The sequence below is a fragment of the Caulobacter sp. FV2ps19 genome (assembly GCF_058681035.1).
On the sequence record NZ_CM178729.1, the window covers coordinates 961,350 to 987,665 of the forward strand.

19 protein-coding genes and 1 pseudogene are annotated in these 26,316 nt (G+C 67.1%); 10 read left to right on the forward strand and 10 right to left on the reverse strand.

What is annotated here, in order from left to right; all coding sequences use genetic code 11:
* Nucleotides 1-35 precede the first annotated feature (35 nt).
* Nucleotides 36-1,064, reverse strand: coding sequence for an aspartate-semialdehyde dehydrogenase (locus tag ACW18B_RS04615; RefSeq protein ID WP_492049936.1), 1,029 nt, complete (start codon nt 1,062-1,064; stop codon nt 36-38).
* Nucleotides 1,065-1,190: 126 nt separating this feature from the next.
* Complete coding sequence (locus ACW18B_RS04620; RefSeq protein ID WP_492049937.1) at nt 1,191-2,108, reverse strand: LysR family transcriptional regulator; 918 nt, start codon at nt 2,106-2,108, stop codon at nt 1,191-1,193.
* A 119-nt stretch (nt 2,109-2,227) separates the two neighbouring features.
* Between ACW18B_RS04620 and ACW18B_RS04625 the strand changes: the two genes are divergently transcribed.
* Nucleotides 2,228-3,223 (forward strand): aldo/keto reductase, encoded by a 996-nt coding sequence (locus tag ACW18B_RS04625; protein WP_492049939.1) that lies wholly within the window; start codon nt 2,228-2,230, stop codon nt 3,221-3,223.
* Nucleotides 3,224-3,380: 157 nt separating this feature from the next.
* The gene (locus ACW18B_RS04630; RefSeq protein WP_492049941.1) at nt 3,381-5,480 is read left to right on the forward strand and encodes a catalase; all 2,100 of its coding nucleotides are present in this window, start codon (nt 3,381-3,383) and stop codon (nt 5,478-5,480) included.
* A gap of 118 nt (nt 5,481-5,598) precedes the next feature.
* Here ACW18B_RS04630 and ACW18B_RS04635 read toward each other — a convergent pair whose 3' ends face one another.
* From ACW18B_RS04635 to ACW18B_RS04645, 3 genes are all read right to left on the reverse strand, one after another.
* On the reverse strand, nt 5,599-7,218 hold the full coding sequence (locus ACW18B_RS04635; protein WP_492049943.1) for a long-chain fatty acid--CoA ligase: 1,620 nt from the start codon (nt 7,216-7,218) through the stop codon (nt 5,599-5,601).
* A gap of 729 nt (nt 7,219-7,947) precedes the next feature.
* Nucleotides 7,948-8,358, reverse strand: coding sequence for an SWIM zinc finger family protein (locus ACW18B_RS04640; protein ID WP_492049945.1), 411 nt, complete (start codon nt 8,356-8,358; stop codon nt 7,948-7,950).
* Nucleotides 8,358-8,759 (reverse strand): metallopeptidase family protein, encoded by a 402-nt coding sequence (locus ACW18B_RS04645; protein WP_492049946.1) that lies wholly within the window; start codon nt 8,757-8,759, stop codon nt 8,358-8,360. Before ACW18B_RS04645 ends, ACW18B_RS04640 begins: the two co-directional genes overlap by 1 nt.
* Nucleotides 8,760-8,928: 169 nt before the next feature.
* Between ACW18B_RS04645 and divL the strand changes: the two genes are divergently transcribed.
* Nucleotides 8,929-11,241, forward strand: a complete 2,313-nt coding sequence (divL, locus tag ACW18B_RS04650; protein WP_492049948.1) for a cell cycle protein kinase DivL — start codon at nt 8,929-8,931, stop codon at nt 11,239-11,241.
* A 58-nt stretch (nt 11,242-11,299) separates the two neighbouring features.
* Here divL and ACW18B_RS04655 read toward each other — a convergent pair whose 3' ends face one another.
* Nucleotides 11,300-12,853, reverse strand: a complete 1,554-nt coding sequence (locus tag ACW18B_RS04655; protein ID WP_492051602.1) for an ArnT family glycosyltransferase — start codon at nt 12,851-12,853, stop codon at nt 11,300-11,302.
* 206 nt (nt 12,854-13,059) lie between these two features.
* On the opposite strand from ACW18B_RS04655, the gene ACW18B_RS04660 reads away from it, so the two are divergent.
* On the forward strand, nt 13,060-15,525 hold the full coding sequence (locus ACW18B_RS04660) for a TonB-dependent receptor (protein WP_492049950.1): 2,466 nt from the start codon (nt 13,060-13,062) through the stop codon (nt 15,523-15,525).
* Between the two features lie 151 nt (nt 15,526-15,676).
* Nucleotides 15,677-16,678: an agmatine deiminase family protein gene (locus ACW18B_RS04665; RefSeq protein WP_492049952.1), complete on the forward strand. Its 1,002-nt coding sequence runs from the start codon at nt 15,677-15,679 to the stop codon at nt 16,676-16,678.
* Between the two features lie 40 nt (nt 16,679-16,718).
* Here the strand turns inward: ACW18B_RS04665 and ACW18B_RS04670 are convergent, their stop codons facing one another.
* Nucleotides 16,719-17,708: a hypothetical protein gene (locus ACW18B_RS04670; RefSeq protein ID WP_492049954.1), complete on the reverse strand. Its 990-nt coding sequence runs from the start codon at nt 17,706-17,708 to the stop codon at nt 16,719-16,721.
* Nucleotides 17,709-17,877: 169 nt separating this feature from the next.
* Here ACW18B_RS04670 and aguB point away from each other — a divergent pair, with 169 nt between their 5' ends.
* On the forward strand, nt 17,878-18,756 hold the full coding sequence (aguB, locus tag ACW18B_RS04675) for an N-carbamoylputrescine amidase (protein ID WP_492049955.1): 879 nt from the start codon (nt 17,878-17,880) through the stop codon (nt 18,754-18,756).
* A 130-nt stretch (nt 18,757-18,886) separates the two neighbouring features.
* Here aguB and ACW18B_RS04680 read toward each other — a convergent pair whose 3' ends face one another.
* A complete protein-coding gene (locus ACW18B_RS04680) occupies nt 18,887-19,696 on the reverse strand; it encodes an acid phosphatase (protein ID WP_492049957.1) in 810 nt (269 codons plus the stop codon).
* Nucleotides 19,697-19,837: 141 nt separating this feature from the next.
* Here ACW18B_RS04680 and ACW18B_RS04685 point away from each other — a divergent pair, with 141 nt between their 5' ends.
* Both ACW18B_RS04685 and ACW18B_RS04690 read left to right on the forward strand, forming a co-directional pair.
* Nucleotides 19,838-21,877, forward strand: a complete 2,040-nt coding sequence (locus ACW18B_RS04685) for a TonB-dependent receptor (protein ID WP_492049958.1) — start codon at nt 19,838-19,840, stop codon at nt 21,875-21,877.
* Nucleotides 21,878-22,047: 170 nt separating this feature from the next.
* On the forward strand, nt 22,048-22,839 hold the full coding sequence (locus tag ACW18B_RS04690; protein ID WP_492049960.1) for a SapC family protein: 792 nt from the start codon (nt 22,048-22,050) through the stop codon (nt 22,837-22,839).
* Between the two features lie 98 nt (nt 22,840-22,937).
* On the opposite strand, the gene ACW18B_RS04695 is transcribed toward ACW18B_RS04690, so the two are convergent.
* Nucleotides 22,938-23,330 carry an acyl dehydratase gene (locus ACW18B_RS04695; protein WP_492049962.1) on the reverse strand — a complete coding sequence of 131 codons (393 nt, stop codon included), beginning with the start codon at nt 23,328-23,330 and terminating at the stop codon, nt 22,938-22,940.
* A 112-nt stretch (nt 23,331-23,442) separates the two neighbouring features.
* On the opposite strand from ACW18B_RS04695, the gene ACW18B_RS04700 reads away from it, so the two are divergent.
* Both ACW18B_RS04700 and ACW18B_RS04705 read left to right on the forward strand, forming a co-directional pair.
* Nucleotides 23,443-25,587 (forward strand): protein-disulfide reductase DsbD family protein, encoded by a 2,145-nt coding sequence (locus tag ACW18B_RS04700; protein ID WP_492049964.1) that lies wholly within the window; start codon nt 23,443-23,445, stop codon nt 25,585-25,587.
* A 5-nt stretch (nt 25,588-25,592) separates the two neighbouring features.
* Nucleotides 25,593-25,717 (forward strand): annotated as a pseudogene (locus ACW18B_RS04705) (hypothetical protein); the annotation flags it as partial.
* Nucleotides 25,718-25,728: 11 nt separating this feature from the next.
* Here ACW18B_RS04705 and ACW18B_RS04710 read toward each other — a convergent pair.
* Nucleotides 25,729-26,211, reverse strand: a complete 483-nt coding sequence (locus tag ACW18B_RS04710; RefSeq protein ID WP_492049965.1) for a hypothetical protein — start codon at nt 26,209-26,211, stop codon at nt 25,729-25,731.
* Between the last annotated feature and the right edge of the window lie 105 nt (nt 26,212-26,316).

Here is a 26,316-nt window from a genome sequence, read left to right on the forward strand (position 1 = left end):
CTGAAATCGTCCATCCGCTTGTTGCGGAAGGCGGCTTAGGCCGGGAGTTTCTGCTTGATCAGACCCTTTTCATGCAGAAGCTGCGCGATCTGCACGGCATTGAGCGCCGCGCCCTTGCGCAGATTGTCGGCGACACACCAGAGCACCACGCCGTTCTCGACGGTGGGGTCGGTGCGAATGCGCGAGACATAGACCGGGAACTCGCCGGCGCTTTCCTTGGGCGTCATGTAGCCGCCGTCCTCGCGCTTATCGATGACTTCAACGCCATCGGCGTCGCGCAGGATCTCGCGGACATCGTCCTCGTCCAGCGGGGTTTCGAACTCGATATTGATCGCTTCGGCGTGACCCACCATGACCGGCACGCGGACGCAGGTGGCGACCAGCTTGATCGACGGATCCAGGATCTTCTTGGTCTCCGCCATCATCTTCCACTCTTCCTTGGTGAAGCCGTCTTCCATGAAGACGTCGATGTGGGGAATGACGTTGAAGGCGATCTGCTTGGTGAACTTCTTGGGGGGCGGCGCGCCCAGAACGAAGACGCCCTTGGTCTGCTCCCAAAGCTCGTCCATGCCTTCCTTGCCCGCGCCCGACACCGACTGATAGGTCGAGACGACGACGCGCTTGATCCTGGCCTCGTCATGCAGGGGCTTAAGCACCACCACCAGCTGCGCCGTGGAGCAGTTGGGGTTGGCGATGATGTTCTTGGGCAGCTTGTTCACCGCTTCCGGGTTCACTTCCGGAACCACCAGCGGCACGTCCGGATCCATCCGGAAGTGGGAGCTGTTGTCGATGACGATCGGACCGGCCGCGCCGATCTTCTCGCCCCATTCCTTGGAGATGGCGCCGCCGGCGCTCATCAGCACGATGTCGACCGTGCTGAAGTCGAACTGGGCCAGGTCCTCGCATTTGAGGATCTGGTTGCCGAACGAGACCTCGACGCCGATGGATTTCCGGCTGGCGATCGCGTGCATCTTATCGACGGGGAATTTCACCTCCTCGAGGATATTGAACATCTCACGGCCAACATTGCCCGTGGCGCCGACCACGGCGACCCGGTAACCCATAGCGGTCTCCAATTCGTCTTTCCCGTCCTTAGATGGCGGGAAGCGTCCCGTTACGCCTCGGGGGGGCTGGAGGCAAGGCAAGGGTTTCTCTCAGGGTCTTTAGATAGGGGCCGGCGCGGCCATTTTTCACCAGTCGGGACGTGATTTCTCGGCCTTGATGAAGTCGACAAAGGCCCGCAGCGGCGCGGGCATGTGGCGGCGGCTGGGATAGTAGAGCAGGGGGCCCGTGAACGGCGGCAGCCAGTCGTCCAGCACGCTTTCCAGTCGCCCATCGGCCAGGGGCGCGGCGACGAAATCCTCGAAGGTGGCGATCAGGCCTATACCCGCGAGACAGCTCTCGATCTCCAGATCGATGCTGGTCGAGACCAGCGGCCCGGTCGGGCTGATGCGGATCACTTCGCTGTCCTTCTCGAACTCCCAGGGATGACTGACCCCGCTTGGAAAGCGGTGGCGGATGCAGGCGTGGTCGAGCACCTCGCGGGGGTGGGCCGGCTTGCCATGGGCGGCGAAATAGGCCGGCGAACCGACCACCACGAACCGTTGCGGCCCGGCCAAGGGCACGGCGATCATGTCCTTCTCCATCCGCTCGTCATAGCGCACCCCGGCGTCGAAGCCGGCGGCCAGCACGTCGATGAAGGTGTCCTCGGCCGTGACCTCCACCGACACGCCGGGGTTGGCGGCCAGGAAGCGCGGCAGCAGCCTGGGCAGGATGACCCGCGCCACTACGGTGGGCACGTTCAGGCGCAGGGTGCCGGTCGGGCTGTCGCGGAAGGCGTTGACCTCGTCCAGCGCCAGGGCCACGTCGGCCAGGGCTGGGGTCAGGCGCTCCAGCAGTTTCTGGCCCGCTTCGGTGGGGGTGACGCTGCGGGTGGTGCGGTTCAGCAGCCTTACGCCCAGACGCGCCTCCAGCCGGCGCACGGCTTCGCTCAGCGACGACGCGGAGACCCCGCGCACGGCCGCCGCGCCGCGAAAGCTCCGGGCTCTGGCCACGGCCGTGAAGGCGTCCAGATCGGCGAAACTGGCATCGGTCCTGGGGCTGGTCATTGTATGAAGTTCCGAACGGGTCGTGCGGGATTGGTCGGATTATCGCACGGAGCATTCGGGCGCATACCCCTCTTCAGTCAACGCGGCCAGACACCACGGCCAGACATACGGAGCCTCCCATGAAGACCCATCACCTCGGCAAGACCGGTCCCGTCGTTTCGGCCTTTGGCCTGGGCTGCATGGGCATGTCGGACATGTACGGCCCCAGCGACCGGACCGAGAGCCTGGCCACCTTCGACGCCGCCGTGGAGCAGGGGATCACCCTGATCGACACCGGCGACTTCTACGGCATGGGCCACAACGAGATGCTGATCGGCGAGGCGCTGAAGCGCCACAAGCGCGAGGACCTGGTGCTCAGCGTCAAGACCGGCGCCCTGCGCGATCCGGCCGGCGCTTTTTTGGGCTATGACAGCCGCCCCAACGCCCTGAAGAATTTCCTGGCCTACAGCCTCAAGCGCCTGGGCGTGGATTACATCGACATCTACCGCCCTTCGCGGCTGGATCCGACCGTGCCGATCGAGGACAGCATCGGCGCCATCGCCGAGATGGTCCAGGCCGGATATGTCCGCCATATCGGCCTGTCGGAAGTGGGCGCCGAGACGATCCGCCGGGCCGCCAAGGTCGCGCCGATCGTCGATCTGCAGATCGAGTACTCGCTGGTCTCGCGCGGCATTGAGGCCGAGATCCTGCCGACCTGCCGCGAACTGGGCATAGGGATCACCGCCTATGGCGTGCTGTCGCGCGGCCTGATCAGCGGCCACTGGAGCAAGGATCGCGCCTCGGCCGGCCGGGATTTCCGCGCCATGAGCCCGCGCTTCCAGGGCGACAATCTCGACGCCAACCTGGCCCTGGTCGAAGCCCTGCGCGCCGTCGCGCAGGCCAAGGGCGTGACCACGGCCCAGGCCGCGATCGCCTGGGTGGCCGCGCAAGGCGACGATATCGTGCCGCTCATCGGCGCGCGCCGCCGCGATCGGCTTACCGAAGCCTTGGGCGCGCTGGACATCACCCTGTCGGCCGAAGATCTGGCGGCCATCGAGGCGGCTGTGCCCAAGGACGCCGTCGCCGGGACCCGCTACGCCGAGGCGATGATGGCCCATCTGGACAGCGAACGCTGATCATGCGCCGGGCGGCGCTCGTTTGGCTGGACGAGCGCCGCCTCTTTCGACCCTGAAAGCTCTGCCGGAAGCCTGATCGCGTCATCTAGGCGACACAGGAACCATCAACCCTCGCATGGGTTTGGCCGTTATCCGGAGCGCATCAGGAGTGGCGGACATGGCGAGCGAATTCGACACGAAATTCGGTAACGGCGGCGAGACCCATCAGCAGGTCCCCAAGAAGGGCCCTCACGACGGCGAGGGCCACCTGACCACCAATCAGGGCATCCGCGTCTCCGACAATCAGAATCAGCTGAAAAGCGGCGAGCGCGGCCCGGTGCTGCTGGAGGACTTCGTCCTTCGCGAAAAGATCTTCCACTTCGACCACGAGCGCATTCCCGAGCGCATCGTCCACGCTCGCGGTTCGGCGGCCCATGGCTATTTCGAGCTCTATGACTCGCTGTCCGACCTGACCAAGGCCGATCTCTTTCAGCGGGCCGGCGAGAAGACGCCGCTGTTCACCCGTTTCTCCACCGTGGCCGGCGGGGCGGGCAGCGTCGACACGCCCCGCGACGTGCGCGGCTTCGCGGTGAAGTTCTACACGAAGGAAGGCAACTGGGACCTGGTGGGCAACAACATCCCGGTGTTCTTCATCCAGGACGCCATAAAGTTCCCCGACCTGATCCACTCGGTGAAGATGGAGGCCGATCGCGGCTATCCGCAGGCCGCCAGCGCCCATGACACCTTCTGGGACTTCATCAGCCTGATGCCCGAAAGCACCCACATGATCATGTGGGCGATGAGCGACCGGGCCATTCCGCGCTCGCTACGCACCATGGAAGGCTTCGGCATCCACACCTTCCGGATGGTCAATGCGGCCGGCAAGTCGACCTTCGTCAAGTTCCACTGGAAGCCCAAGCAGGGCGTGGCCTCGACGATCTGGGACGAGGCGGTGAAGATCGCCGGCGCCGATCCGGACTTCCATCGCCGCGACCTGTTCGAGGCCATCGAACGCGGCGATTTCCCCGAGTGGGAGCTGGGCATCCAGGCCTTCGACCAGGCCTTCGCCGACAGCCTGCCCTTCGATGTTCTCGACCCGACCAAGCTTATCCCCGAAGAGGTGCTGCCGATCCGGATGATCGGCCGCATGGTGCTGGACCGCTATCCGGACAATTTCTTCGCCGAGACCGAGCAGGTCGCCTTCTGCCCGGCCAATGTGCCGCCGGGCGTCGACTTCACCAATGACCCGCTGCTGCAGGGCCGGCTGTTCAGCTATCTCGACACTCAGAAGAGCCGGCTGGGCACGGCCAATTTCCACCAGATCCCGATCAATGCGCCCAAGTGCCCGGTGATGAACTTCCAGCGCGACGGCCAGATGCAGATGCTGCAGCCCAAGGGCCGGGCCAATTACGAGCCCAACAGTCTGGCCGAAACGGCCGGCGAGGTGGGCGGTCCGCGCGAATGCCCGATGACCGGCTTCACGACCTTTCCGTCCGCCGATGGCGCGGGCGAGCAGGGCGACAAGCTGCGGATCCGGCCCGAGAGCTTCGCCGACCATTACAGCCAGGCGCGGCTGTTCTTCCGGTCGCTCGATCCCGCCGAACAGGCTCACCTGGCCTCGGCGATCGTGTTCGAGCTGTCGAAGGTGGGTATCGAGGCAGTGCGGACCCGGATGCTGTCCAACCTGGTCAATGTCGATCCAGACCTGGCCAAGCGGGTGGGGGCGGGCCTGAACATGGCCGTGCCCAAGGCCTCCAAGTCGGCGGCGCCGGTCCTGGATCTGGATCTGTCGCCGGCCCTGCGGGTCGTCAATGGCCCTCGCGCCCCGACCGACATCAAGGGTCACGTCATCGGCATTCTGGTGGCCGACGGCTCCGACGCGGCGGCGGTCGACAAGCTCAAGGCGGCAGTCAAGACGGCCGGGGCCGTGGCCAAGGTGATCGCGCCGAAGATCGGCGGGGCCAAGGGCGCGGACGGGACGATGATCCCGGCCGATGGCCAACTGGCCGGCACGCCGTCGGTGACGGTCGACGCCATCGCGCTGGTGCTGTCTGACGCTGGCTGCGCGGCCTTGCTGAAGGAAGCCGCTGCGGTGCAGTTCGTGATGGACGCCTTTGGTCACCTGAAGGCCATCGGCGCGACCGACGCGGCCAAGCCGTTGCTGGACAAGGCGGGCGTCGAGCCGGACGACGGCGTGGTGGGCCTGGGCGCTGACTTCATCAAGGCGGCGGCCCGGCGGTTCTGGGACCGCGAGCCGAAGGTGCGCATGCTGGCCTAGATAAATCCTCCCCCTGAAGGGGGAGGCGGCCGAAGGCCGGTGGGGGAAGACTGCGATGAGTCAGCAGCATTTCCCCCACCGTCGGCTCCGCCGGCACCTCCCCCGCTAGGCGGAGGACTTAGTTCAGCAAATGCTCCCGCCACGCCGCGCGCAGCACCTTCTTGTCGATCTTGCCGGTGGCGGTCAGGGGCACGGGGGCGAAGACCACGTCGTCGGGGGTCCACCATTTGACGATCCGAGGCGCCAGATAGTCGAGCACGGCGGCCTTGCTGACCTCCGAACCCTCGTGGGCCTCGATGACCAGCAGCGGGCGCTCCTCCCATTTGGGATGCGGCACGCCGATCACGGCGGCGATCTTCACGCCGGGACAGCCGACCGCGACATTCTCCAGGTCGATCGAGCTGATCCATTCGCCGCCCGACTTGATGACGTCCTTCTGGCGGTCGGTGATGCGCATGAAGCCGTGGGCGTCGAGCGTGGCGATGTCGCCGGTGTCGAACCAGCCGTCGTCCTGGGCGGCGTCGGCCTCCTGGCGGAAATAGCGTCGCACCACCCAGGGGCCGCGCACCTTCAGGGCGCCGGAGGTTTCGCCGTCCCAGGGCGCGTCCGAGCCGTCCTCGGCCTCGACCTTCAGCTCGATGCCGAACTGCAGCCGGCCCTGACGGGTCCAGATCGCCTCGTCCAGGGCCTCTTCGCCTAGGGCGGCCAGGGCCGGGGTGGGGGTGGCCACCACGCCGATCGGACAGGTCTCGGTCATGCCCCAGATCTGCAGCACGCTGACGCCGTAGAGGCGTTTGAAGGTCTCGGCCATGGCCCGGGGCACGGCGCTGCCGCCGATCACGACCCTCTTGAGGGTGTCCGGCCGCTGGCCGGTCTTTTCCAGCCAGTCCAGATACATCGTCCAGATGGTCGGCACGCCGCCGGTGAAGGTGACGCCCTCGTCCTGGATCAGGGCGTGCAGGGACGCCCCGTCCATCCTGTCGCCGGGCAAAACCAGCTTGGTCCCGCACAGCGGCGCGGTGAAGGGCAGGCCCCAGGCGGTGGCGTGATAGAGGCTGGAGCACGGCATCACCACATCGAAGGCGGTGAAGCCAAAGGCGCTGTTGAGGCCGCCCGCCATGGCGTGCAGCACCACGGCGCGATGCGAATACAGCACCCCCTTGGGATCGCCCGTGGTGCCCGAGGTGTAGCAGAGGAAGGCCCCGGCGTTCTCGTCGAAGCCGGGCCAGGCCAGGCTTTCGGCCTCGCCGGCGATCAGGGTCTCGTAGCTGACCGCGCCGACCGCGCCGGGGATCGTCCGCGCGCGATCCGACAGCATGACGAAGGTCTTCACCGTGGTTAGGTGCGGGGCGATCCGGTCGACCAGCTCGGCGAAATTGCGGTCGAAGAATAGCACGCGGCTTTCCGCGTGGTTGATCGTGTAGATGATCTGCTCATCGAACAGCCGGGGATTGGCGGTGTGCAGCACCGCGCCGATCCCGGGGACGGCATAGAACAGTTCCAGATGCCGGTGGGTGTTCCAGGCCAGGCTGGTCACCCGGTCGCCGGGCTGGACCCCCAGCCGCTTCAGGGCGTGCGCCAGTTGAGCCGTGCGCCGGGCCAGACCCGCATAGTCATAGCGCCAGACCGGCTCGTCGATCAGTTTGGAGACGATCTCGCGGCCGGCATGGGCCTGGGCCGCATAGGTCAGGACGCCGCTGATCAGCAGCGGGGTGGTCTGCATCAGGCCCGAGATCATGCGCGGCGCTCCCTTTTATCGTTGGGCTCAGCCTAGGGCCTGGGGCAGGCCTTGGGGAAGGGGCGATGGACCGGTTGCGGCCCGTGCGGCGGACATGGCTTGGCGGCCTCACGCGGAAACCCGCTGAAGGGATGGGAAGGGCTGCGGAGCGTCCGGGCCTCGCCCGGAGGATTGGGCAGTGAATACCGTTTCGACGAAGACGAACGCTCCGCGCAGCCGTTATTCGGGAGCATCGCCGGGATTGGCGGGGTTTTAACCCGCTCCGGTAGCTAGGCCCCCGACGGGCAGGGTGTTGGCGCACCCTGGACCGCATGAGCGATTTCAGCCCATGCCTGTCGCACTCTTCGAACCTTGGCCGCCTGGGTTTTCGTCCCGATGTTTCAGGGAACCCGTCCAGATCTGTCGCCAAGGCGGTCACTCAAGACCCCCGATGAGCGCTACCCGCTCGACCACCCCCAAAGGCCCGTCAGGTCGCCGGCCGACGTCCCTTCCCTTGCCTTTGGGTGAGATCAGTATGCGGGCGGTTTGAACGCGGAGGATAAGTTCGCGCGAGAAAGTTGAAAGTGATTGATTTCGCTGTATTCGTTTCGCTGAACACCGAGGATAGAGCGCGCTGTAAGTCGCCCGCCCTACATCCCAAGGTGGGACGATCCCCGCCTTCTCCCTTCCCCCATCCGCCGACGGGAAGGGTTGAGTTTTAGCTTGAAATGCGTGCGCCTCGTCGCCCCGCTATCCGCCTTCCAGCGCCGCCAGCACCTCGGGCCGGCGCCGGGCCAGGTCGATCAGGCGTTCGATCAGGGCGTCCCGGCCTTCGAGGGCCAGGCCGTCGCGCAGGCGGGCCATGCGGGCCTGGACCTTTTGCAGGCCGGCCGCGTCCAGGGCGTTGATCGCCGCCGCGACGGCGACCTGGTGCTTGCAGGCCCCGAACTTGTCAAAGCCCGGACAGGTGCAGGTTCCGTCGGCGGGCGGGCGCAGCTCGACCACATAGAGGTCGCCGCCCTGGACGTGGGCGGTGGCGACCTCGTCCTCGACGGCGATCAGGGTCACCGCGCCGTTCTGGGCCAGGTCCAGGCCGTTGGCGAACGAGCCCTCGCTCATCCGCTCGCCCAGGGCGTCGAGATGGAACCGGGGCGGGGTCATCAGGCGTCGTCCTCGATGCGGTGGATGTCGTCGTCGGACAGGCCGAAATGATGGCCGATCTCGTGGACCAGCACATGGGCGATCAGCTCGCCCAGGGTGACGTCGCCGCGCTCGGTCCATTCGTCGAGGATCGGGCGGCGATACAGAAAGACCCGCGAGGGCTGAACGCCGGTGTCGAGCACCGAGCGATGGCCCAGATCGACGCCGTGATAGAGCCCGCTGAGCTCGAACGGGTCTTCGATGCCCAGGTCGTCGAGCACGTCATCGCTGGCGAAATCGTCGACGCGGATGACGACATCGCCGGCCCGGTCGCGGAATTCATCGGGCAGGGCCTTGAAGGCCGCCTGGGCCAGGGCGGCGAAATCGTCGAGCGAGGGGGCGAGGCGCGTGGTCCAGTCCATGCCCTTCACATAGACCGATTGGCCCGTTTGCCTAGACGTCGCGGAGGGGCGACCGGATGGACTGCGACAGCCGCGCCGGTCGCGCTCTGGTCATGGCCGGACTAATCTGTGATTCTGATTCGCGAGCCCGCCTTCGTGGGCTCGCCCTGGGGCGCTAGCGACCGGCCTGATGACTTCGTATGATTTGATCCTCTCGGCGGCGGCGGGCGCGGTCTGCCTCGCCATCTGCGCGACGCTGTGGGCCCTGGCCCTGCGGCGCGGGTTCGAGGCCCGCCTGGCCGTTCTGCAGGGCCGCCTCGCCGGTCTGGAGGGCGGGGCCCTGGCGGTTCAGGCCTCGGTCGAGGCGTTTGACAGCGCCCTGATCTCGGTTGAGGACGGCAGGGCCGCCCTGGTCTCGGGCGCCGAGGCCCTGGCGGTGTGCGCCCGGTCCCTGGGGTGCGACGCCCAGGCCCAGGCCGTGACCGCCGCCCTGATGCTGGCCGACCCCGATCACGCCCTGCGCCTGCGCGGCCTGTTCGACCAGGGCGAGCCCTGCGCGTTCGAGGCGCGCGGACAGGCCGGCTCGGTGTCGGTCGAGGGCCGGGCGGCCGGGGCCGTGGCCTGGTTGCGTCTGGCCGCCGCCGAGTCCGACGAGAGCGGCCTGCCGACCGCCGCCCGCTTCGCCGCCTTTGTCGACGGCCTGGTCGAGCCGGCCTGGATTTCCGGGGCCGACGGCGCGCCGCTGTGGGGCAACGCCGCCTATCTGCGCGCCGTCGACGCGCCCTCGGCCGCCGCCGCCGCCCTGATCGGCAAGACCTTCGACCGCGCCGCCGACGCCCTTGTCGTCGAGGCGGCCAATGCCGGCGAGCGCCGCGAAGCCCTGCGCTGGGTGAATGTCGATGGCCGCCGCCGCGCCTTCCGCGTGGCCGCCCAGTCGCTGGACGGCGGCGGGGTCGGCGTGTTCTGCAGCGACGTCACCGAAGTCGAGGACATGCGCGACGCGCTGAAGAAGCACGTCTCGGCCCATGACGAGACCCTCAACCACATCGCCGACGCGGTGGCGATCTTCAGCCAGACCCGCCGCCTGGCCTTCCACAACACCGCCTTCGCCGAGCTGTGGGGCCTGGAGCCCGCCTGGCTGGCCGACCGGCCGACCCATGGCGAGATCCTCGACCGGCTGCGCCAGCGCCGCCGCCTGCCCGAGACCATCGACTACGCCAAGTGGAAGGCCGAGGAACTGGCTCACTACGAGGACCTGGGGCCCCAGGCCGACGATCTGTGGGACCTGCCCGACCGCCGCACGCTGAAGGTGATCCGCCAGCCCCACCCGCTGGGCGGCATGCTGCTGCTCTATTCCGACATCACCGGCGAGCTGCGCCTGAAGGCCCAGTACAACGCCCTGATCCAGGTGCAGCAGGCCACGCTGGACAAGCTGAACGACGCCGTGGCGGTGTTCGGCTCCGACGGCCGGCTGCGGCTGCACAACGAGGCCTTCGAAATCTTCTGGAACGTCAGCGCCCAGGCCCTTGAGGCGGCGGTGGATTTCGAGGGCGTGGTGGATCTGTGCGTGCCGCGCCTGCACGACCTGTCGTTCTGGCGCGAGCTGAAGGGCCGGGTCGCCGATCCCGATCCGCAGATGCGCTCGCCCACCTCGGGCGAGGTGCGCACCTCGGACGGCCGGATCGTGCTGTACCAATCGCGGCCGCTGCCGGACGGCGCGACCCTGATCGGCTTCACCGACGTCACCGACACCCGCGACCTGCAAAGCGCCCTGGCCGATCGCTCCGCCGCCCTGGCCGAGGCCGAGCGGCTGAAACGCGACTTCGTGGGCAATGTCTCCTATGAGCTGCGCACGCCGCTGACCACCATCATCGGCTATTCGGAACTGCTGGAGCGGGCCGACGGCCTGCATGAGCGGGGTCGCAACCATGTGGCCGCCGTCCGCGCCGCCGCCACCCAGCTGGCCCGCTCGATCGACGACGTGCTGGACATGGCCCAGATCGACGCCGGCGAAATGGCCCTGGAGATCCAGGACATCCGCGTCGGCGACCTGCTGATCGACGCCAGGGAACGGGCCAGCAAGGACGCCGCCCTGGGCGGGGTGACCCTGACCCTCGAATGCGATGACGACGTCGGCCTGATCCGCGGCGACCTCAAGCGCCTGTCCCAGACCCTGGATCATCTGGTCGAGAACGCCCTGCGCCAGACCCCGCCCGACGGGATCGTCACCCTCTCGGCCCGCCGGGCCCTGGGCGAGGTGCGGCTGGATGTCCGGGACACCGGCCGCGGCGTGCCGTTCCACGTCCAGGCCCACATCTTCGACCGCTTCGTCGGCCGCGATCGCGGTGGTCCCGGCCTGGGCCTGGCCCTGGTCAAGGCCCTGGTCGAGCTGCACGGCGGCTGGGTGGCGCTGGAAAGCGAGCCCGGCGCCGGCTCCACCTTCACCTGCCACCTGCCCGAGACCCAGCAGCCGGGCGCCATGCAACCGGAACTGTCGTTCTAGGGGCGGCGGACCGTCGAAGGACGAGGTTTTCGCGCCAAGGCGCTAGATGTCGCGTTTTCTAGGGACGCTTGCCCTTCGGCTTGGGTGGCAGGCCGGTGACCGGATCGCGGGGCAGGGGGCGGAAGTCGTCGGCGATGAACAGGTCGGTGCGGCGGACATGCCGGCGGTCCAGTCGCACACGGATGATCTGGCGGTCCGAGACGCGGCCGAAATCCTGCTCGATCTCCGGCCGGTACTGGCCTTCAAGGCTGGCGATCAGGGCGTGTCGGCCGAGGGCTGCGTTCAACGGAGCCTCGACCTCGGCCTGATTTTGCGGCCGGGCCTCATGCACCCACATCCTTAGGGGCGGGGCGACGTCCGTTCCGAAATAGTCGCGGCCGTAATAGGCGACGGCGTTGAACAGGAAGCGGTCGTCCACCGCCACGGCGGTCAGCCCGCCCTTGGCCTGCTCCTCCTGCGCGCGCGCAATGATCGCCTGCGTGGTCTGGTCCCAACCGCGCACCCGCTTGAAGCTGTTGGCCGCGCCCAGGGCGTCGGCGACGCGGGGATTGATCATGCAGATCATGAACACGGCGCAGAACGCCGCCTGGATCGCGACGCCCGCGATCAGCCAGCGCCGGGCGTTCCAGCGCAGCAGCCAGGCCGCCGCCAGGATCGAGCCGGCGACATAGGCGGCGCCGGCCCAGTTGGCGTTGGCGCGGGACACGAAGGCCTGGGCCGCCACGATCAGCAGCGGCGGCAGGGCCAGGCACAGCATCAGCTGATCGGCGGGCTCGACCCGGCGGCGCACGGCCAGCCAGACCGCGCCGCCCGCCAGCGCCGCGAACGGGACCGGTCCGAAGACCGCGAACTGAGAGCCGATGAAATTGATCAGCTCAAGGACGTTGAACAGGCTTTTGGCGCTCCAGTTGGCGTTGGCGGCGGTATGCTCCAGCGTCGCGAAATGGTGCGCCTGGTTCCAGATCAGGTTCGGGGCCAGGGTGACGGCGAGGGTCGCCAGGGCGGCCGCGATCATCGGCAGGGTCCAGACCTGGCGGGCCTGGCGTGAACCGGCCAGATGCAGCGCCAGGCCGGCCACAGCGTAGACGGCGGCGTATTTCGACAGGAAGGCCAGGCCCAGCGCCGCGCCCAGGGCGGCGGCCAGTATCGGCCGGCGTCCCGGCGTCGCCCCGGGCAGTCCGACATAGGCCCAGATCGTCAGCGACAGGAAGAACAGCAGCGGCGCGTCGGTGGTGATGACCCCCGAGGACAGCTGGACGCCCGGCATCAGGATGTAGAAGGCCGCCGCAGCCAGGCCGGTCCAGCCGCCATAGAGCTTGCGGGCGATCCTGTGGACGATCAGGGCCGTTCCGGCGTGCAGGACCAGGGCCGAGACCCGCACCCAGGCTTCGGAATCGCCGCCGATCGTGGTGGTGGCCCAGATCAGCCAGGCGATCATTGGCGGCTTGGAGAAATAGCCGAAGTCCAGGGTCCGCGACCACAGCCAGTACTGCGCCTCGTCCGGATACAGTTCGAACGGCGTCGCGAACAGCGCCACCAGGCGCAGAATCGTCAGCAGGCCGACCATGTTGAGCGTCAAACGCCAGGCTCGCGCCTCGGTCGAACGCGCCATTTCATCAAGCGCCACGCTGATTTCCTCTGCACAAGTAATAAGTCGCTGACCAAATGTGTTGCATTGGCGCCGATCTCGGCGGGTTTATCCGCCATCGTGACCTTTCCGTCACCAAACCTTCTAAATAGGCCGCTAAAGACCGCTAAATTATGTTGGCGCGGCGGAGACTGTCGGCCGTCGCGGCTGAAATGAGGGGATAACTCAAAATGATGACGAAGAAACGCGCCTGTCTGGCGTCGACCGCCCTGGTCGGCTGCCTGCTCAGCGCCACCGCCGCTTTCGCCCAGTCGACCGCCTCCACCGAGCTCGATTCCGTCGTCGTCACCGCCGCGAGCGGTCCGAAGACCGTCGGCGGCATGATCAGCGCCGAAACCGTCGCCAAGAGCCGCACCACCGTCACCCAGGAATTCCTGTCCACCCAGGTGCCCGGCCAGACGCTCCTGCAGTCGCTCAGCATCGTGACGCCCGGCCTGAACTTCACCAACAATGACGCCTACGGTTCGAGCGGCGGTAACATCCGTCTGCACGGCTTCGACGGCAACCGCGTCGCCCTGACCTTCGACGGCATGCCGCTGAACGACACCGGCAACTACGCCACCTACACCAACCAGCTGCCCGACTCGGAAATCATCGCCAGCGCCACGGTCAACACCGGCTCGACCGACGTCGACAGCCCGACCGCGGCCAGCACCGGCGGCACCATCGGCATCTCGACCCTGACGCCGTCCAAGGAAATGGGCGCCTGGGTCCAGGCCAGCGGCGGCACCGACAACTATCGTCGCTTCGCGGCCTTCGCCGAGACCGGCGAATTTGGTCCCTGGGGCACCCGCATGTGGGTCGAGGGTTCCTACCAGAAGTACGACAAGTTCAAGGGCGAAGGCGAAATCTACAAGCGCCAGGTCAACGCCAAGATCTATCAGCCCCTGGGCGACAACGGCGACTTCATCAGCCTGGCCGCGCACTACAACGTCAACCGCAACAACTCCTACTATGGCCCCTCGCTGCGCACCGCGACCGCGAGCCTGCCCAACCAAGTGGACACAGACGGCTGGGACGTTGACTACGCCACGACCTACCTGCCGATCACCACGACCGGCGCGGCCAATGTCGATCCGAGCGCCAACTCCAGCTATTATGGTCTGCGCATCAACCCGTCGAACACGGGCAACCTGCGCGGTCAGTCGCGGTTCACCCTCGGTCATGGCCTGACCTTCACGTTCGACCCCTCGTTCCAGTACGTGCTGGCCAACGGCGGCACCCAGAACACCGCCCTGTCGGAAACCAACGCCCAGCTGAAGGGCACCGCCACCACCGGCGTTGACCTGAACGGCGACGGCGACACCGCCGACACCGTGCGGGTGATGACCCCCAGCAACACCAACACCCGTCGTTACGGCGTGCTGACGTCGCTGATCTGGCGCTTGAACGACAACAACCTGTTCCGCGTGGGCTACACCCTCGACTACGGCCGTCACCGCCAGACCGGCGAGTACAGCTATGTCGACCAAGCCAGCCACACCTACGAAAGCTGGTTCGGCGGCAAGGACGGCCACGGCGACAAGATCATGACCGCCGACGGCAAGAGCTTCATGCGGGCTCGTGACCGCGCCTCCATCGCCGAACTGAACCAGCTCAGCGTGGAATATCGCGGCAAGTTCATGGACGACAATCTGGGCGTCAGCATCGGCGTCCGCGCGCCGTTCTTCAAGCGCGAGCTGAACCAGTTCTGCTTCTCGCAGAACGGCAGCAGCAGCGTGCGTTGCACCACCGAAGTCCCGAACGCCACGCTGGCCAACGGCAACGTGACCTTCGCGGGCAGCTCGACGGAATATATCAAGCCCTACAGCCGCACCCTGAAGTATGACGACGTGCTGCCCAATATCGGCGCGAACTATCACTTCGGCGACCACAGCCAAGTCTTCGCCAGCTACGCCCAATCGACGTCGCTGCCGCGCACGGACAACCTGTATCAGGTCAAGCGTCTGGCCGATGGCTCGATCGGCAACGCCAACCTGAACCCGGAAACCAGCACCACCTTCGAAGGCGGCTACCGGTTCCAGACGACTGAAGTGGTGTTCTCGGCCAGCGCCTGGGCCACCCAGTTCAAGGACCGGATTCTCAGCTCCTATGATCAGGACCTGGGCGTCAGCATCGACCGCAACGTCGGTGAAGTGAAGCAATGGGGCATTGACGCCGGCCTGGGCTTCAGCCCGACTGAGCAGCTGAGCTCCTACTTCTCGGTGTCGTACAACGACAGCGAGGTTCAGGATAATATCGCGATCTCGGCGACCACCTTCGCCGCGACCAAGGGCAAGGAACTGGCGGAAACGCCGCACCTGACCTTCTCGACCCGCCTGGAATACGAAGTCCTCGAGGGCCTGACCATCGGCGCTCAGACCAAGTTCGTCGGCGAGCGTTGGGTCACCGACGTCAACGACCAAAAGGTCGCACGCTATGTCCTGACCGACCTGGATGTGCGTTACAGCCTTGCCAAGCTCGGCATGGACAAGTCGAGCCTGCAACTGAACGTCAGCAACCTGTTCGACAAGAAGTACTATGGCAGCCTGGGCACCCAGACGAGCTCGACCCCGGGCGCGCCCGGTTATGGCCGTCCCTACGCCTACATCGGCTCGCCGCGCACGGTGACGATGACCCTGCGCGCAGGCTTCTAAGCGTCTTAGAAACCTGAGCTACAGGAAGGGCGGCCCGGCGACGGGCCGCCCTTTTTTGTTTTGTCGCGCGTTCTTGCTAGAAGGGCCGCTTGACCCGCCGTCCTCCAGGGGCCATCTGCGCCTCCCGTTTTTGATCCAGGCTTTTGAGACCATGACTCCGACCGTTCCCGCCGAGTGGGCGCCGCACCGCGCGATGTGGGTGGGCTTTCCCAGCCATCCCGACGTCTGGAAGGAAGACCTGGAAACCGCCCAGGCCGAGGTCGCGGGCCTGGCCCGCGCCCTGGCCGGTCCCGGGGCCGAACGCGTGCGGCTGATGGTGGCCGGCGACGAGGCCGAGGCCGCCGCCCGCGCCCTGCTGGGCGACACGACCGTCGAGATCGTCCGCGGTCAGTTCGGCGACATCTGGCTGCGCGACACCGGACCGATCTTCATCGAGACCGCGCAGGGCCCCCTCGCCGCCGGCTTTGACTTCAACGGCTGGGGCGGCAAGTACGAAATGGAAGGCGATGATCTGGTCGCCGAGCAGATCGCCGCCGCCTCGGGCGCGCCCCTGGCCCGCAACGGCTTCGTGCTGGAAGGCGGCTCGCTGGATCACGACGGCCTGGGCACCATGCTGACCACCCGCCAGTGCCTGCTGAACGAGAACCGCAACGGCGACTTCGACGAAGCCAAGGCCAGCGCCGCCCTCACCAGGGCCCTGGGCGCCAAGAAGGTGCTGTGGCTGGAGGACGGCCTGCTCAACGACCATACCGACGGCCATATCGACAACCTGGCCCGCTTCGTCGCGCCCGGCGTCGTGGCCTGTCCGGTGGCGTTCGGCGTCGATGACCCCAATGCCGAGGTCTATGCCAACACCGCGCGCCTGCTGGCCGGCATGACAGACGGCCGCGGCTCGCCGCTGCAGGTGGTCCGCATCCCGTCGCCGGGCCGGATCACCAACGCGGACGGCGAGATCGTCCCGGCCTCGCACATGAACTTCCTGATCGCCAACGAGGCGGTGATCGTGCCGATCTATGCCGAGCAATCGGGCGCCTACGCCGTCGAGGCGATCCAGGCCCTGTTCCCCGAGCGCGAGGTGATCGGCCTGCCGTCCACCGCCATCCTGACCGGCGGCGGCTCGTTCCACTGCATCAGCCAGCAGGAGCCGGCATAGCTGCACTAAAGCCAATCATCGCGATCCTGGTTCTGCGCAACTAGTCGAATAGATCGTCTGAGGCCGACTTGATCATACTGTCGCATTTCTCGTTGAAGTACTGCACCTTACCCGAAAATAGCTGACCGATCTCAGTGTGTCGTCGTTTGGTTAGGCCGAGGGTGCAGCAGAATGTGTTTGCAGCGTAGTCTTTGCCCTGTGGAAACAGAATCCTCATGTTTTGGGGATGATAGCCAAGGCCGAGAAAGACCAGCTTATCGGCTTGGCGCACGACCTCGGCGATCGTTGAAGCGTGGTCGGTGCCGACCTCTTCGTTGTAGGTTTTGATTCCTTGCCATGCATGGACCAGACCGTTGGCGTACCCTCCATAGGGCATGGCGTTAGTTCGACCGAGCTCGCCGAGCGAGCCATAGACGTGGTGAACTGGGATTCTCTTAATGTGAGCATAAGCTTGGTCGGCATCCAAGCCGCCGAGAGCGATATAGGCCAAGGCTAGATACTGCTCGATCGTCCGATCATAGTTGAACGTTACGAACGAGAGGCCCGCGAAGACGTCATCCAAATCTCGTCTTCGGACATTTTCCCCAATCCGATGGCGTCGATGGACCTGCCCCATCCAGCTATTCGAAAGCTCATTGAGAATTTCGTTCGGCCCGTTGGTCTCGATAGCGCCAGGACCCATTAGCGACTTGAACTCAGCGTGAAGGATTTGGCGGGCGATGCATATCTTCGCCACCTTCGCGACCTCCGGACGATCCTGAGCCCATTCACTTACGAGATCGTCGATCGAGTCCTTAGTGTGGATGTGATCTCGGATCGTGTGCATGGCTTCCTTGTGGACACCCAAGAAGCCCCCGCTCATGCCCAAAACCTGCTGCACCGAGCCATCTGATGTGTCGCCAGATCCAGCCGCGATCTCATTGGATAAGGCGGTACGGATCATTTTGGCGAGGTCCGCACCGACGGGCATTTGTTTCGACCGATCAAAGTCGAGGCTTGCGCCAGCACCCAGAATAAAGACCGTTTTCATCGTTTCGTCCCCCAAAGGAACGTTATCGCGTGCATCTGGCGAGTGGCAACATCGGCAAAGCTTTCAACGATGCCCGGCATAAGCTAAAGGCCGCACGCTCTTGCGAGGAGGCCGCTGTGTCACGACTTTACCCCGTCCATTTGTTTCAACGTTCCTCGCAGGAGCCCGCATGACCCGGACCCTGAACGTCGCCGCCATCCAGACCGCGTACGGGATGGATCTGCAGGCCAACATCAAGAAGACCGAGGCCTTCATCCGCCAGGCCGCCGCCGGCGGGGCCCAGGTGATCCTGCCGTCCGAGCTGTTCCAGGGGCCGTATTTCTGCGTCACCCAGGAAGAGCGCTGGTTCGCGGAGGCTCATCCGTGGCGCGAGCATCCGGTGGTCAAGGCTATCGCGCCCCTGGCCGGCGAGCTGGGCGTGGTGATCCCGATCTCGATCTTCGAGCGCGAGGGGCCGCACTATTTCAACAGCGTGGTCATGGCCGACGCGGACGGATCGATGCTGGGCCTGTATCGCAAGAGCCATATCCCCGACGGTCCGGGCTATCAGGAAAAGTACTATTTCCGGCCTGGCGACACCGGCTTCAAGGTCTGGGACACCCGCTTTGGCCGGCTGGGCGTCGGCATCTGCTGGGACCAGTGGTACCCCGAAGCCGCCCGGGCCATGGCCCTGATGGGGGCCGAGGCGCTGTTCTATCCGACCGCCATCGGCACCGAGCCGCATGACCCGACCCTGAACACCACCCTGCCGTGGCAGCGGGTGATGCAGGGCCACGCGGTCGCCAATGTGATGCCGGTGATCGGCGCCAACCGTATCGGCTTCGAGCCCTGGGACAACTATCCCAACGGCGGCCAGCGGTTCTATGGCTCCAGCTTCATCGCCGACCATCGCGGCGATCTGGTCAGCGAACTGGGCCATGACGACGAAGGCCTGGTGTCGGCGTCGTTCGATCTGGACTTCCTGCGCACCCACCGCGCCGCCTGGGGCTTTTTCCGGGATCGGCGGTCGGATCTGTATTCGGCTTTGGCTAATCCTCGGCCGGCTTAAGCTGTCGACGGCCACTTGCCCCCTACTGACCGCTGCGCGGTCGTCTTCCCCCGGAGGGGGAAGATAAGGTCGGCGCGTTTCATCTTCCCCCTCCGGGGGAGGAGCGCGTCAGCGCGGAGGGGGCGAGTGGCTAGAGCGCGCACCCCTGTGGCGCACCCTTCCGCTTGGACGCCGCGACCTCGGCCTTCGCCGTCGCCAGATCGGCCTCGAACGCCGGGTCGGTATGCAGGCGTGACACCATGGCCGAGCCCAGCGTGCGGCCCGCCTCGATATCGCTCTGGAAGTGCACGCCGCAGATGACGCGGCTGTCGCCGAACGCCCGACCGCGCGCCAGGATCTGGCTGGCCCTGTCGGGCGCGACCTCCGAGATCACCAGCGCCCAGGACCAGCCGATCAGGCTGTGGCCCGAGGGATAGGAGCCGTCGGTGTTGAGCCACGCCTCGCGCGGCACGCAGATCGGCTTGGCGTTGCCCACCGGCGGCCGGGGGCGCTGATAGGTCGCCTTGGCCGGGCGGTAGACCGTCGCCGCATCGCCGGTCATCCGCATCAGCATCCGGGTCAGGGTCGGCGTGGCCTCCGGGCTGATCGTCACGCCGGCGGCGCACGAGAAGTTTTTCAGACCCTCCTTGCCCGACAGGTCGGCGTCGGCGATGGCCTGGGTCCAGGCCGGGGTGTTGGCCAGCTTGCGGGTGGCGTTGAAGGTGGCGCGATCGGCCTTGCCGCGCGGCGAGTCCGGCGCGGGCGGCGGACCGATCACCAGGGCGCCGTCGATGCCGCTCTTTGCCCCCAGATAGCCGGCCGGCGGTTCGACCCAGGTCGAGCTCGAGGCCGTTACCGGCGCCGCCGGTCCGGCGAACAGATGACCCACAGGCTCCAGCGCGGAGCATCCAGCGACGACAAGGCCGAGCAGGGCGATCGGCGCGAGCAGGCTGCGGGTCATGGATGATCTCCTTTTGAGCGTTCGCTCACAGAACGACGCTGACCGGTCGCGTCAAGGTCGAAGCGACTTGACGAGTCGATATGTTATTTCATAACACTCCACAACGAGGCCGCTCCCCCGGCCCAGGTTCAGGATCTTTCGATGTCGCGTTATGCCGCCCTTTCCGCCGTCAGCCTGCTGGCGCTGGTCGCCGCCACAGCCGCCCACGCCGAAACGCCGGCGGAGGCGGCCGCTCCGGCGACCGAAGACGCCGAGGTCTCGCGCGTCGTGGTCACCGCCGCGCCCTATGCGGTGTCGCTGGACTCGATCACCAGCAGCGTCAACATTATCACCCGCGACCAGCTGGACGTCGCGCCGCCGGTCGGGCTGGGCGACGCGCTCAACGGCATGCCGGGCCTGCGCTCGACGGCCTTTGGTCCCGGCGCCTCGCGGCCGGTGATCCGCGGCCTGTCGGGCCCGCGGGTCATGGTGCTGCAGAACGGCGTCGGCCAGGTTGACGCCAGCGCTCTGTCGCCCGACCACGCCGTGGCCTCCGATCCGGGCGAGGCCTCGCGGATCGAAGTGCTGCGCGGTCCGTCCACCCTGGCCTATGGCGGCTCGGGCATCGGCGGCGTGGTCAACATGATTGATGACCGCATTCCGTCCAAGCGGGCCGAAAACGGCCTTGAGGGTCGGCTGGCCGCCTCGGCGTCGTCGGTGGACGACGGCCGCGCCATCAGCGGCGCGCTGAAGGTCAATGCCGGTCCCCTGGTCTTCGCCTTCGACGCCGACCATCGCACCAGCGACGACTACGCCATTCCCACGCCCGCCGTGTCCGGCCGCCTGGCCAACCGCGACGGCCTGACCGTCGATCCGCAGAAGAAGGTCCTGAACTCGGACGTCGAGATGGACGCCTATGGCGCGGGCGTCTCCTACGTCCACGACACGGGCTTCTTCGGCGTGTCGGTCAAGCGCACCGACACCACCTATGGCGTGCCCTACGAGCAGATCCTGGCGCCGATCGACCCCGACGCCGAGGGCCCGGTCTCCATCCACCTGCAACAGACCCGCTATGATGTTCGCGGCGAGCAACAGGTCGATCTGGGGGTGTTCGACACCGTGCGCCTGTCGGTCGGCTATGCCGACTATGAGCATGCCGAGGTCTCGGTCGACAGCGGCGAGGTCGGCACCCGCTTCATGTCGAACGGGACCGAAGGCCGTCTCGAATTCGTCCAGAAGCAGCGCGGCGGCTGGCAGGGCGCCGTGGGGGTGCAGGCCTTGAGCCGGGATTTCGAAGCCATTGGCGACGAGGCCTTCGTGCCTTCGGTCACCGTCAAGGAACTGGGCGTGTTCACGCTGCAGCGCCTGGACAAGGACAGCTGGGGCGTCGACGCCGGTCTGCGCTTTGACCGTCGCACCCTGGACACCGCCGCCGCCAAGCGCGAGTTCGACAATGTCTCGGCCTCGCTGGGCGTGTTCATCAAGCCCGCCGACCATCAGTTCTACGCCCTGACCCTGTCGCGCAACGGCCGGGCCCCGACCGAGTTCGAACTGTTCGCCGACGGCCCGCACCCGGGCACCGGCGGCTATGAGGTCGGCGACAGCAATCTGGATTCCGAAAAAGTCACCTCGCTGGAGGCGACGGCGCGCTGGACCAGCGACCGGACCCGGTTCGAGGGGCATCTGTGGGCCGCCCACTATGACGGCTTCATCGAGGAAACCCCGACCGGCGCCGTCGAGGACAGCCTGCCGGTCTATCAGTACTTCCAGACCAACGCCGATTTCCACGGCGCCGAGATCGAGACCAGCTATGTCGCCTGGCAGGGCGGGGAGCACGCCCTGAAGCTGGAAGGCGCCTATGACTGGGTGCGCGGCGAGACCGATCTGGGCGTGCCCGCCCGCATCCCGCCGTGGTCGCTGACCGCCCGGACGATCTGGACCGCGCCGCGCGCCGAGGCGCATCTGGAAGTGCGCCGCGTGGCCAGCCAGGGCCGGGTCGCCGCCTTCGAGACCCCGACCGACGGCTACACCGCCGTCAACGCCATGGTCACCGTCAAGCCCTTCGCCAATCCGGCCCTGCGGCTGTTCGTCGATGGTCGCAACCTGACCAATGAAGAGATCCGCGAGCACGTCTCGTTCCTCAAGGACATCGCCCCGGCGCCCGGCCGTTCGGTTCGCGCCGGCCTGGCCTGGCGGTTCTGACGGCGAAAAGGCGAACATTGTTCGCTTGTGAGTGGAAAGGGTCGACCCGTCTCCCGCCAGGAGACGGGTCGATTGCCCGGCTGGCCGGGATCGGCTAGAAGCGCCAGGCCTTTACGGCCGCAGATCTCGTCTCGCGCGTCCGCCCTTTCAGCTTTTTTGTAGAGCTATCCATGGAATCGACTCAGTCCGCCGGCGGCATCTCCGGCAACGTTTTGTTCTACGTCTCGCCTGAGCCGCTGAACCGCGAACAGCATGCCAAGCTCGCGCTCGTCCACAACGACAAGCCCTACAGCTTCGCCTCGACCGGCACCGCCGTGCCGCTGACGGTCACCGAATTCGCCCCGGCCGCCCTGTCGTTCCCGGTGATCTTCGCCGGCGAAGACCGCGTGCCCCTGGCCGTGATGGGTCTCAACAACGCCGAGAACCTGTTCGTCAACGCCGACGGCTCGATCGATCCGGGCGTCTATATCCCCGCCTATATCCGTCGCTATCCCTTCGTTCTGGCCAATGACGAGAGCCAGGACCGCCTGATCGTCTGCATCGACAAGGGCTCGAGCCTGCTGTCGGAAAAGGGCGAAACCAAGCTGTTCGACGAGAAGGGCGAGCCCACCGAATACACCCAGAACTGCATCAAGTTCTGCGACGACTTCGAAGCCGAACGCCGCCGCACCGACTCGTTCGTGCAGCTGCTGAAGGAAAACGACCTGTTCGAGCTGAAGACCGCGACCTTCACCCCGACCAACGAAGCCGGTCAGCCGGGCACGCCCCAGACGGTGGCCGAATATTACGGCGTCTCGGAAGACAAGCTCAACGCCCTGCCGGCCGAGAAGCTGAAGGAACTGCAGGCCAATGGCGCCCTGGCCCAGATCTATGCGCACCTGGTGTCGCTGGTCGGTTGGGATCGCCTGATCGCCCTGGCCATGGTGCGCCAGGCGGCTTCGGCGGGCGTGGCCGTGAACTAAGCCTTTCCTCGGAAAGCGCTGAATTGGGGCGGCGGACCTTCGGGTTCGCCGCCCTTTTTCTTGGGCCTTCGCAGGGGGAGAGCGGACTAGAAGAAACCCTACCGCGCGAAGATGCTCCGGGTCAGGCACGAAAACACCAGCCGGCCGGCTTCGTCGAGCAGGTCGTGCTGGGCGATGATCATGCCCTTGCCCTCGCCGACCGGGTCCTTGCCCATCACGGTCATGCGGCCGCGCAGCAGCTCGCCGACCGGGGGATTGCGCATCCAGCGCAGGGCGTCGACGCCCAGGCGCTTGGTCTGGGGCCAGGCGGCGCTGGCCTCGGCGTCGAGACGTGACCAGATCGCGAAGACCATGACGTCCGGCGCGCCGTTCTCGACCGGCCAGCCCGGCGCGAAGGCGGCGATGAAGGCGTCCAGGGCCTTGGCCTCCACGGCGCGCGTGCCCAGCGAAACGACCTGGCCAATCTCGATAGCGTCGAAGGCGGCGGGCATGACGGACTCTCGCTGTGAACCGAGTCGGGACTGTTGACGGTCGCAGGGTCCTTGTCGAGAGCGCGCGTCCGGGCCATGTGTCGATCACGCGTCTTGGTTGGGGCAGGGTTTGATGATGATCCGCAGACTTCTGGTGGCCCTGCAGGCCGTGGTCCTGGCCGGGCTTCTCGGCGGACAGGTCTTGGCCGCGCCGGTCAAGACGGGACATCTGGAAGCGCAGCTGGTCGCCCAGGACGCCGCCGCCGTCCCCGGATCGACGATCTATGTGGCCCTGCGCCAGAAGATCGCGCCCGGCTGGCATACCTATTGGCGCAATCCCGGCGACGCCGGCGATCCCACCAAGATCGTCTGGACCCTGCCGACCGGCTGGACCGCCGGCGACATCGTCTGGCCGACCCCGGAAAAGAGCCGGGTCGGGCCGCTGCTCGACTATGCCTATACCGGGCAAGTGCTGCTGCCCGTGCCGATCACCGTGCCGGCCGCCGCCCGGCCGGGCTCGACCGTCACCCTGAAGGCCGCCGCCGCCTTCCTGGTCTGTGAAGAGATCTGCGTGCCCGAGGACGCGGTGCTCACCCTGGACCTGCCCATCGTCGCCGGCGCGCCGGGCCCCGATCCCCAGTGGGGCGCGGCCGTGGCCAGGACCCTGGCCGAGGCGCCCAAGGCGGCCGGTCTGAAGGCTGTCTTCAGGCTGGACGGCGGCGCGCTGAAGCTGGCCGTCACCGGCGCGCCGCTGAAGGGCGCCGACCTGGCCGGCGCCTATTTCTATCCCTATTCGGGCAAGGTCATCGACCATGCCGCCGAGCAATCTATCGAGCGCGGGCCCGAGGGTCTGACCCTGGGCCTGACGCCGGGCTATGACTTCACCAGCGGAACCGCGCCGACCGAGCTGTCCGGCGTCGTGGCCCTGAACGGTCAGGCCTATGAGGTCACGGCCACGGCCGGCGAGCTTCCGGCCGGCGCGGCAGGCCTGGGCCCGCCGCCGGCCGCGTCCAAGCCCGCCGATGCGGTCGGACTGCTCACCGCCCTGGTCTTCGCCGTCCTGGGCGGGCTGATCCTCAATCTGATGCCGTGCGTGTTCCCGGTGCTGTCGATGAAGGCCGCCAGCCTGGCCGGCCACGCCCACGATCCGGGCAAGACCCGCCTGCAGGGCCTGGCCTTCCTGGTCGGGGTGGTCGCCACCTTCCTGGCCCTGGCCGGCCTGTTGATCGCGGTGCGGGCCGGCGGCGCGGCGGTGGGCTGGGGCTTCCAGCTGCAGTCGCCGATCGTGGTGGCGGCCCTGGCCCTGGTCATGCTGCTGGTGGCCCTGAACATGTCGGGCGTGTTCGAGTTCGGAACCTCGGTGCAAGGGGTCGGCAGCAGCGTCTCGGCGCGCGGCGGCGTCACCGGCGCGTTCTTCACCGGCGCCCTGGCGGTGGTGGTGGCCGCGCCCTGCACCGCGCCGTTCATGGCCGGCGCCCTGGGCTTTGCCCTGACCCAGCCGCCGCTGATCTCGCTGTCGGTATTCCTGGCCCTGGCCCTGGGCTTTGCCGCGCCGTTCGTGATCCTGGCCTTCGCCCCGGCCCTGCTGGCCCGCCTGCCGCGCCCCGGCGCCTGGATGGACACGCTGAAGAAGGGCCTGGCCTTCCCGATGTACGGCACGGCCGCCTGGCTGGTCTGGGTGTTCAGCCAGCAGAGCGGATCGATCGCCCTGGGCGAGATCTTCGCCGCCGCCGTGCTGATCGCCTTCGCCGCCTGGCTGTGGGGCCACGCCCAGACGCTGCGGGCCAAGGGCAAGCCCAGCCTGGTCTCGGCCGTCGCCGCCGCCCTGGCCCTGATCGCGGCGATCGCCGTGACGGCGCTGACCCTGCAGGCCCCCGGCCCGGTGGTGGCCGGTCCGGTCGCGCAGGGCGCGGCGCCGGCCGGTCCGGGCCTGAGCTCGGAGCCCTGGTCGCCGGAGCGGGTGACCGCCCTGCAGGCCGAGGGTCGGCCGATCCTGGTCGACTTCACCGCCGCCTGGTGCGTGACCTGCCAGGTCAATGAGAAGGTGGCGATGTCGGGCGCCGGCGTCGCCCAGGTGTTCCGCGACAAGAACGCCGTGCTGCTGCGGGCCGACTGGACCAATCGCGACGCGACCATCGCCGCCGCCCTGGCCGAGCATGGCCGGGCGGGGGTGCCACTGTATCTGGTCTATCCGGCCAGGGGCGGGCCACCGGTGATCCTGCCCCAGCTCCTGACCGAGGGCATGGTGGTCGCGGCGATCGAGAAGGCGGCGACCTAGGCTGTGCGTCCTTCGAGGCTCGGCTTCGCCTCGCACCTCAGGATGAGGACGTCAGTACAGAATCCCTCATCCTGAGGCACCCGCCCCTTCTTGCTTGGGGGCGGCCTCGAAGGACGCAGGGCGGCACCCCGGGCGTCGGCGTCAGGCCGCCGGCTGTGGCGGGGCCGTGATCACCTCGACATTGTCGTTGAGCAGATAGTCCATGTCGCGCAGGGCCAGGTCCTGGTCCTTGACGGTCCTGGCGGCCCCGATGGCGGTCAGCTTGTCGGGCAGGTCCTGGCTGATGCCGCGCAGGATGCATTTGAGGTCGTCGACCGCGCCGCGCTCCTTCAGCGTCACGTGGCCCTTCATGTCGAGGGCCGACAGTTCGGTGATCCGGGCGCCGAAGCCGTCAAAACCCTTGAGCGCGACGGCCGGGGCGGCGGGGTCGGCGGCCAGGGTCTTGCGATAGGCCTCGACCTGCAGTTTCAGCCCGCCGGCCCGCTTGACGATGTCGGCGAACAGCGGCTCGCCGGCCACCGACAGGGGCGCGCTGACGGACGGAACGGCGCCGGGCGCGGCGGTGGCCGGACTGGTCGAGGCCAGCCAGAGCAGGGCGGAAAAGGCGATCGCATCACAGGACATGGCGTTCTCCCCGCAAAAAATCGTCAATGGTCGTCATGACGCTGCGGTATCGGTTTGGTAAGCCCCAAGCCGTAAACGCCGATTTACCATCTTGCCAAAAAGGAC

Bases quoted from the DNA above. Each gene is read 5' to 3' on its own strand.
- ACW18B_RS04620 (WP_492049937.1), bottom strand. From the start codon at position 2,108: ATGACCAGCCCCAGGACCGATGCCAGTTTCGCCGATCTGGACGCCTTC.
- ACW18B_RS04700 (WP_492049964.1), top strand. From the start codon at position 23,443: ATGATGATCCGCAGACTTCTGGTGGCCCTGCAGGCCGTGGTCCTGGCC.
- ACW18B_RS04625 (WP_492049939.1), top strand. From the start codon at position 2,228: ATGAAGACCCATCACCTCGGCAAGACCGGTCCCGTCGTTTCGGCCTTT.
- ACW18B_RS04615 (WP_492049936.1), bottom strand. From the start codon at position 1,064: ATGGGTTACCGGGTCGCCGTGGTCGGCGCCACGGGCAATGTTGGCCGT.
- ACW18B_RS04680 (WP_492049957.1), bottom strand. From the start codon at position 19,696: ATGACCCGCAGCCTGCTCGCGCCGATCGCCCTGCTCGGCCTTGTCGTC.
- ACW18B_RS04660 (WP_492049950.1), top strand. From the start codon at position 13,060: ATGATGACGAAGAAACGCGCCTGTCTGGCGTCGACCGCCCTGGTCGGC.
- ACW18B_RS04710 (WP_492049965.1), bottom strand. From the start codon at position 26,211: ATGTCCTGTGATGCGATCGCCTTTTCCGCCCTGCTCTGGCTGGCCTCG.
- ACW18B_RS04670 (WP_492049954.1), bottom strand. From the start codon at position 17,708: ATGAAAACGGTCTTTATTCTGGGTGCTGGCGCAAGCCTCGACTTTGAT.
- divL (WP_492049948.1), top strand. From the start codon at position 8,929: ATGACTTCGTATGATTTGATCCTCTCGGCGGCGGCGGGCGCGGTCTGC.
- ACW18B_RS04695 (WP_492049962.1), bottom strand. From the start codon at position 23,330: ATGCCCGCCGCCTTCGACGCTATCGAGATTGGCCAGGTCGTTTCGCTG.
- ACW18B_RS04645 (WP_492049946.1), bottom strand. From the start codon at position 8,759: ATGGACTGGACCACGCGCCTCGCCCCCTCGCTCGACGATTTCGCCGCC.
- aguB (WP_492049955.1), top strand. From the start codon at position 17,878: ATGACCCGGACCCTGAACGTCGCCGCCATCCAGACCGCGTACGGGATG.
- ACW18B_RS04630 (WP_492049941.1), top strand. From the start codon at position 3,381: ATGGCGAGCGAATTCGACACGAAATTCGGTAACGGCGGCGAGACCCAT.
- ACW18B_RS04690 (WP_492049960.1), top strand. From the start codon at position 22,048: ATGGAATCGACTCAGTCCGCCGGCGGCATCTCCGGCAACGTTTTGTTC.
- ACW18B_RS04655 (WP_492051602.1), bottom strand. From the start codon at position 12,853: ATGGCGCGTTCGACCGAGGCGCGAGCCTGGCGTTTGACGCTCAACATG.
- ACW18B_RS04635 (WP_492049943.1), bottom strand. From the start codon at position 7,218: ATGATCTCGGGCCTGATGCAGACCACCCCGCTGCTGATCAGCGGCGTC.
- ACW18B_RS04685 (WP_492049958.1), top strand. From the start codon at position 19,838: ATGTCGCGTTATGCCGCCCTTTCCGCCGTCAGCCTGCTGGCGCTGGTC.
- ACW18B_RS04665 (WP_492049952.1), top strand. From the start codon at position 15,677: ATGACTCCGACCGTTCCCGCCGAGTGGGCGCCGCACCGCGCGATGTGG.
- ACW18B_RS04640 (WP_492049945.1), bottom strand. From the start codon at position 8,358: ATGACCCCGCCCCGGTTCCATCTCGACGCCCTGGGCGAGCGGATGAGC.